At 69.9% G+C, this 6,097-nt stretch carries 9 protein-coding genes and 2 riboswitches; of the genes, 5 read left to right on the plus strand and 4 right to left on the minus strand.

The genetic code is table 11. The features are described from left to right. The 3 genes from B2X67_RS18340 to cobO all read right to left on the minus strand — a co-directional run. A partial coding sequence (locus tag B2X67_RS18340; protein WP_286786386.1) for a FecCD family ABC transporter permease occupies nt 1-980 on the minus strand: 980 nt, incomplete at its 3' end. Next, entirely contained in the window at nt 977-1,840 is an 864-nt protein-coding gene (locus tag B2X67_RS18345; RefSeq protein WP_286786387.1) for an ABC transporter substrate-binding protein, read from the minus strand. The genes B2X67_RS18340 and B2X67_RS18345, both read right to left, overlap by 4 nt. Nucleotides 1,841-1,881: 41 nt before the next feature. Further along, complete coding sequence (gene cobO / locus B2X67_RS18350; RefSeq protein ID WP_376747824.1) at nt 1,882-2,490, minus strand: cob(I)yrinic acid a,c-diamide adenosyltransferase; 609 nt, start codon at nt 2,488-2,490, stop codon at nt 1,882-1,884. Nucleotides 2,491-2,658: 168 nt separating this feature from the next. Beyond that, a riboswitch (cobalamin riboswitch) is annotated at nt 2,659-2,872 on the minus strand. 72 nt (nt 2,873-2,944) lie between these two features. Beyond that, a riboswitch (cobalamin riboswitch) is annotated at nt 2,945-3,183 on the plus strand. A gap of 133 nt (nt 3,184-3,316) precedes the next feature. On the opposite strand from cobO, the gene B2X67_RS18355 reads away from it, so the two are divergent. After that, nucleotides 3,317-3,502, plus strand: coding sequence for a CbtB domain-containing protein (locus B2X67_RS18355; RefSeq protein ID WP_286786388.1), 186 nt, complete (start codon nt 3,317-3,319; stop codon nt 3,500-3,502). A gap of 11 nt (nt 3,503-3,513) precedes the next feature. Then, entirely contained in the window at nt 3,514-4,251 is a 738-nt protein-coding gene (locus B2X67_RS18360; RefSeq protein ID WP_286786389.1) for a CbtA family protein, read from the plus strand. 72 nt (nt 4,252-4,323) lie between these two features. On the opposite strand, the gene B2X67_RS18365 is transcribed toward B2X67_RS18360, so the two are convergent. Further along, nucleotides 4,324-4,620 carry a hypothetical protein gene (locus B2X67_RS18365; RefSeq protein ID WP_273228767.1) on the minus strand — a complete coding sequence of 99 codons (297 nt, stop codon included), beginning with the start codon at nt 4,618-4,620 and terminating at the stop codon, nt 4,324-4,326. 124 nt (nt 4,621-4,744) lie between these two features. Here B2X67_RS18365 and lexA point away from each other — a divergent pair, with 124 nt between their 5' ends. From lexA to B2X67_RS20935, 3 genes are all read left to right on the plus strand, one after another. Then, the gene (gene lexA / locus B2X67_RS18370; RefSeq protein WP_273228768.1) at nt 4,745-5,362 is read left to right on the plus strand and encodes a transcriptional repressor LexA; all 618 of its coding nucleotides are present in this window, start codon (nt 4,745-4,747) and stop codon (nt 5,360-5,362) included. Beyond that, complete coding sequence (gene imuA / locus B2X67_RS18375) at nt 5,359-5,979, plus strand: translesion DNA synthesis-associated protein ImuA (protein WP_286786390.1); 621 nt, start codon at nt 5,359-5,361, stop codon at nt 5,977-5,979. The genes lexA and imuA overlap by 4 nt, the downstream gene beginning before the upstream one ends. A 7-nt stretch (nt 5,980-5,986) precedes the next feature. Continuing rightward, nucleotides 5,987-6,097: hypothetical protein (locus B2X67_RS20935; protein ID WP_414704013.1), on the plus strand; the 111-nt coding region annotated here is incomplete at its 3' end.

The following is a 6,097-nucleotide window of genomic DNA, read 5'->3' on the forward strand; positions in this document are numbered from 1 at the left end:
GGCGCGCCGATCATCGCGGTGACCACGCCGAGCATCAGCTCCTGTTCGCCGCTGACCAGGCGCAGCACGATGTCCGCCGCCAGCAGCAACAGCGCGCCGCCGAGGGCACTGGAGAACAGCAGGCGCGACGGGTGATAGCCGACCGCCTTGCGCAGCAGGTGCGGCACCACCAGGCCGACGAAACCGATCGAGCCGGTCACCGCGACGCTGGCGCCGACGCACAGCGCGGTGCCGAGGATGATCTGCACGCGCAGCCGCGGCAGGTTGACGCCGAGGCTGCTGGCTTCGTCTTCGCCGAGGGTCAGCGCGTCCAGTTGCGGGCCGCAGGCGAACAGCAGCAACAGCCCGGCGGCGATGAAGGGCAGGCACAGACGGATATCGGCGAAGCTGCGGTCGCTCAGCGAGCCCATCAGCCAGAGCACGATGTCCTGCATGTCGGTGGGGTTCGGCGCCAGGTTGATCGCCAGCGAGGTCGCCGCCGCCGCCAGCGACGACAGCGCCACGCCGCAGAGGATCAGCGTCAGGTTGCTCGCGTGTTGCCGGGCTATGCCGTAGAGCACCAGGGTCGCCAGCGCCGCGCAGCCCATCGCCGAGGCCGGCACCAGCCAGGGGCTCAGCGCGCTGACGCCGTAGTAGAGGCAGAGCACCGCGCCGAGGCTGGCGCTGGAGCTGACCCCGAGCAGCCCCGGCTCGGCCAGCGGGTTGCGCAGCAGGCCCTGCATGGCGGCGCCGGCGGTGCCCAGCGACATGCCGACGAGGATCGCCAGCAGCACCCGCGGCAGGCGGATCTCGTTGACGATGATGCGCTGCTGGACCAGCACATCGGCCAGATTCGCCGCCTCCGCGCCGGGACGCAACAGCGCGTGGCCGACCTCGCCCAGCGTCAGCGGCACCGGCCCGATGCCGAGGGAAAGCAGGAATAACAGCGCCAGCGCCGCCAGCAACAGCAGGTTGAGCAGGCCCGGGGCGAAGCGCGTCATGGCTGCGCGCCCAAGCGATCGAGCTGCGCGGCGAGGTCTTCCGCGGCGATCACCAGTTGCCAGTCGCTGCAGCCCCAGCGGTTGCCGCCGATGCTGACCACCGGTCTGGCGGCCATCAGTTGCTGCAGGCGCGGGTGCCGCGAATAGGCGGACTTGGCGTAACCGTCATCCACCAGCAGGTCGGCGGTGACGAACACGTCCGGCGGGCCGGCGATGAGCTCCTCTAGGGAATAGCGGCCCCAGCCGGAGCGACCGAGGTCGGCCATGTGGTTGCGCACGCCGACCGCCTGGAACAGGTTGTCGACATAGGTGTTGGCACCGGCACTGCCGCCGTTGGCGCGCAGGTACAGCGCACTGAACGGCCGCGGATGTTCGCGCAGCCGCGCCAGGCGTGCCTGCACGTCGGCCACCAGCGCGGCGCCGGCCTCCTCGCGGCCGATCTGCGCGGCGACGAGGCGGGTGCTGTCGAAAATCTGCTGCCAGGTGGTCGGGTACGGCAGCACAACGGTGCGGATGCCGTGGCGGGCCAGCAGTTCGGCGCGGTTGTGCGTCTGCCAGCGCCGCGAGGCGAGCACGATGTCCGGGTGCAGGGCGATGATTTCCTCGGCCGTGGCATCGTTGGCCGGGAAGCGCCGCGCCAGCTCGGGCATCGACGACACCCTCGCATCCTGGCTCTTGCGCGACACCGAGAGCAGTTGCTCCGGCGCCGCCAGGCTCAGTGCCAGCATGTCCGCGCAGAGGTTGGTCGAGACCACCGTCGGCAACGCGGCCGCGCCGGCCAGCGGCGCGAGCCCGAGCAGCAGCCCGGCCAGCACGCGCGCCGCCGCATGGGCGCCGCCCGCAGGATGGAGACGCGCCATCGCCGCAGACCGACGCACTCGCCGAACCGCCCCGATCCCCATCAGAAATCGATACCCGCCTGGCCCTTCACACCGGCGTTGTAGGCGTGCTTGACGTCACGGATCTCGCTCACCGTGTCGGCCAGCTCGATCAGCTCGGGCTTGGCCGCGCGGCCGGTGATGATCACGCTCTGGCTGGCCGGGCGCGCACGGATGGCGTCGAGCACCATGCTCAGGTCGAGGTAGTTGTACTTGAGCATGTAGGTCAGCTCGTCGAGCAGCACCAGGTTCAGCCGCGGGTCGGCGAGCATGCGCGAGGCGTGGGTCCAGGCTTCGTCGGCGGCGAGCTTGTCGGCGTCCCAGTTCTGCGTGTTCCAGGTGAAGCCGGTGGCCATCGCGTGGTACTCCACCAGCGGCGCGTTCTGCCGCAGGTAGGTGACTTCGCCGGAAGCCTGGGTGCCCTTGATGAACTGCACCACGCCGGCCTGATGGCCGTAGCCGAGGGCGCGATACAGGGTGCCGAAGCCGGAGGTGCTCTTGCCCTTGCCGTTGCCGGTGATCAGCACGACGATGCCGCGCTCCACCTGGGCGCGCTCGATGCCGGCGTCGACCACCTCCTTCTTGCGCTTCATCCGCTCGGCGTGGTTCTGCTTCTTCTGTTCGTCGATCATCGCTGCACACTCCAGGCCCATGCGCCGCCGCGTGGGCGGGCAGGATTCGATGGCACGAACCACGGGCAGGGACGCGATGCGCAGGCATCGCACAGGAGATGACGAGACTGAAAAAGGCTGCACGAGGCAGACGACAGCACCGGCAACCACCCACACCCCGGGGTACGTACCTTGTTCTCGAATCAGGCCGGTCTTCTGGCTCGCCTTCATCCGATCACCGCGCCTTCCCGACCGGAGTCAGTGGCATCGTGCGGTATCGTCAGGCTCTACAGCAGCGGGGGCTGCGCCGGAATGCTCTGGGGTTTACCCCCGAGGTCACCGGACTTCCCGTTTCAGCCTCTTGCGCGGTCGCGCTCGGGGCACCTGTTCGTTGGCCGGCAGGGTAGCCGTTAGCCGGCCGCGGAGCAATTGCGCGAACGCCGGTTCGGTTGACGAGGCGTCGCCGTCATGCTGAGCTAGCGCGTGTTTTTCAGGTGTCTCGCGCCGCTTAGCTGCTGGCGTGAGGTTAAACGGGAAGCCGGTGGGTCCGATCCAGGTGATCGAACGAGTCCGGCGCTGCCCCCGCAACGGTAAGCGAGCGAAGTCTTCGGCATACCACTGGATCGCGATCCGGGAAGGTGAAGACTTCAGGTCTGTACGCCACGTACAGGCCGCCTCGCCAGCCCGGAGACCGGCCTGGAATCTCTTTGGCAACCCGCGGTGGGCGGGACGCGCCGGAAACAGGTCCGCTTCACCGCGTGTGCGATCGCTGCACTCACGCGCCGGCCTGCCCTTCTTGCGTCCTTCCACGCGTGCCGATCACTCGACTCATTGGAAGGTCTTCATCATGACAAGCCGCACGCTGCCCTCCAGCACCGCCGTTACGCTCCCCCTCTCGCAACGCCTGACGCTGGCCGTCGGCAGCATCCTGGTCGGCGCCGCGCTGATCTATTTCGCCGGGTTCTCGCACATGGAGCTGGTGCACAACGCCGCCCACGACACCCGCCACAGCGCCGCCTTCCCCTGCCACTGAGGAGCGAACCGATGATCAAGCGCATCGCCCAGACGGCGGGCTTCTCCGGGCTGCTGGCGGCCATTTTCCTGACCCTGCTGCAGAGCTTTTGGGTCAGCCCGCTGATCCTGCAGGCGGAAACCTACGAAAACGCCGGCGCCAGCGAGCAGGCCGGGCACAGCCACGAAGCCGGCGCAGCGGCCCATGAGCACGGCGGAGAAGTCTGGAGCCCGGAAGACGGCCTGCAGCGCACCCTGTTCACCGGCCTCGGCAACCTGGTCGTGGCGGTCGGTTTCGCCCTGATGCTCGCCGGGTTCTACACCCTGCGCGCCCCCGGCAAGACCTGGCAGGGCCTGCTCTGGGGCCTGGGCGGTTTCGCCGTGTTCAACCTGGCGCCGTCCCTCGGCCTGCCACCGGAAGTGCCGGGCACCGCTGCCGCCGACCTGCTGCTGCGTCAGTACTGGTGGATCGGCACGGCGCTCGCCACCGCCGTCGGCCTGGGGCTGATCGCCTTCGGCCGCAACTGGGCGCTGCGCATCGTCGGCCTCGTGCTGCTGGTGGTGCCGCACCTGATCGGCGCGCCGCAGCCGGACGTTCACCAAAGCCTGGCTCCCGAAGCCCTGGCCCACGAGTTCGTCTACGCCTCCCTGCTGACCAACGCCCTGTTCTGGGCTGCCCTCGGCCTCGCCAGCGCCTGGTTCTTCAGCCGCGCAACGCCTGACAGGGCGCGGCCTGCGCACCGCCGCCAAGGTGCGCGCGGCACACCCTAGGGTTCGTGCCGCCCATGCCTCGCAGGGTGCGCCATGCGCACCCGACCGCCGCGGAGGTGCGCGCGGCGCACCCTACTCAATTCGTCGCATGCTGTAGAGGTTCCGGTCGACCTTGCCGTGGTTGTCGACGATGACGATCTCGCCGCCCAGCGCCCGCAGGCGTGTATTGAAATCGCTGGCGTACAGCCGCTTCAGCCAGCCCGGATAGGCCTCGTCGCGGCCGCCGAGGAAGGCGTGCACGGCCGGCAGGGAAAACCGCCAGTCGCCCGCCTCGCAGGCGAATCCCCGCGCCCGCAACTGCGCGATCAACGCGGCATCGCCGTCCAGCACGCGCGCGCAACACGCGAAAAACGCCTCCAGCTGGTCCATCCACATCTGTCCTCCGATGCAAGGCACCCAGTGTGCCGTAAGTGGATGCCTCAGGTTATTCCCGACCGGCAATCGAACCGGCCGACGAAAGACGCTGGTCAGCACGGCCGCGAAAAGAGTACAAATGTACCCCATGGACAGATTATCTCCGCGCCGCCGCGCCATCCTCGATTTCATCCGCGACCGCATCGCCGGGAACGGCCAGCCGCCGAGCCTGGCGGAAATCGCCGAAGCCTTCGGCTTCGCCTCGCGCGGCGTCGCGCGCAAGCACATCGTCGCCCTGGCCGAGGCCGGGCTGATCGAGGTGGTGCCGAACCAGGCGCGCGGTATCCGCCTGGTGGACCGCGCGCCGCGCCCTGAGCTGCTGGAAATCCCGGTGCTCGGCCGGGTCGCCGCCGGCGCGCCGATCGGCCCGGATGCCGACCTGCACGGCCACCTGCTGCTGGACCGCCAGACCTTCTCCAAGCTGCCGGACTACCTGCTGCGCGTGCAGGGCGACTCGATGATCGAGGACGGCATCCTCGACGGCGACCTGGTCGGCGTGCACCGCAGCAGCGAGGCGCGCGACGGCCAGATCGTCGTCGCCCGCCTCGACGGCGAAGTCACCATCAAGCGCTTCGAGCGCGCCGGCGACACCATCCGCCTGCTGCCACGCAACCCGGCCTACGCGCCTATCGTCGTTCGCGACGACCAGGAGCTGGCCATCGAAGGCGTGTTCTGCGGCCTGGTGCGCCGCGAATGAGCGCCGCGCCGGTCGCCCTCGACAGCCTGCTCGACCAGCGTCGGGTCTGGCGTGGCCAGGCGGAAAGCCGGCCGGCGATCGCGCAGCCGACCGGGCATGCCGCGCTGGACGCGGTGCTGCCGGCCGGCGGCTGGCCGGAGGCGGCGCTCAGCGAAATTCTCATTGCCGCCGAGGGCATCGGCGAACTGCAACTGCTCTGGCCGACCCTGGCGCGACTGACCGCCGAGGGTGAGCGCGTGGTGCTGGTGGCGCCGCCTTTCCTGCCCTATCCGCAAGCCTGGCTGGCCGCCGGTGTCGACCTGCGCCAGTTGGCGTTGATCGAAGCGAGCGGGCGCGATGCCCTGTGGGCCGCCGAGCAGTGCCTGCGCTCCGGCAGTTGCGGCGCGGTGCTGTGCTGGCCGCAGCAGGCCGACGACCGTGCCCTGCGCCGGCTGCAGGTGGCGGCCGAGAGCGGTCAGACCCTGGCCTTCGCCTACCGTCCGCTGCGCGAGGCGATCAATCCGTCGCCGGCCGCGCTGCGCCTGGCGGTGGACAATCGCCCGGCGCAGTTGCGCGTGCTCAAGTGCCGGGGCGGGCTCGCCGCCGCGGCGCCGATTCCGCTCGCGGCGTGGCATTGAGGCGGACATGCGCTGGGCCTGCATACTGCTGCCACAACTGGCGCTGGACAGCGTGCTGCGCGGCCGCGCCGATCCCGATGCCGCCCTCGCGCTGATCAGCGGCACGCCGCAAGATCGG

This window comes from Pseudomonas sp. UBA3153 (assembly GCF_002364635.1).
GTDB lineage: Bacteria > Pseudomonadota > Gammaproteobacteria > Pseudomonadales > Pseudomonadaceae > Pseudomonas_O > Pseudomonas_O kuykendallii.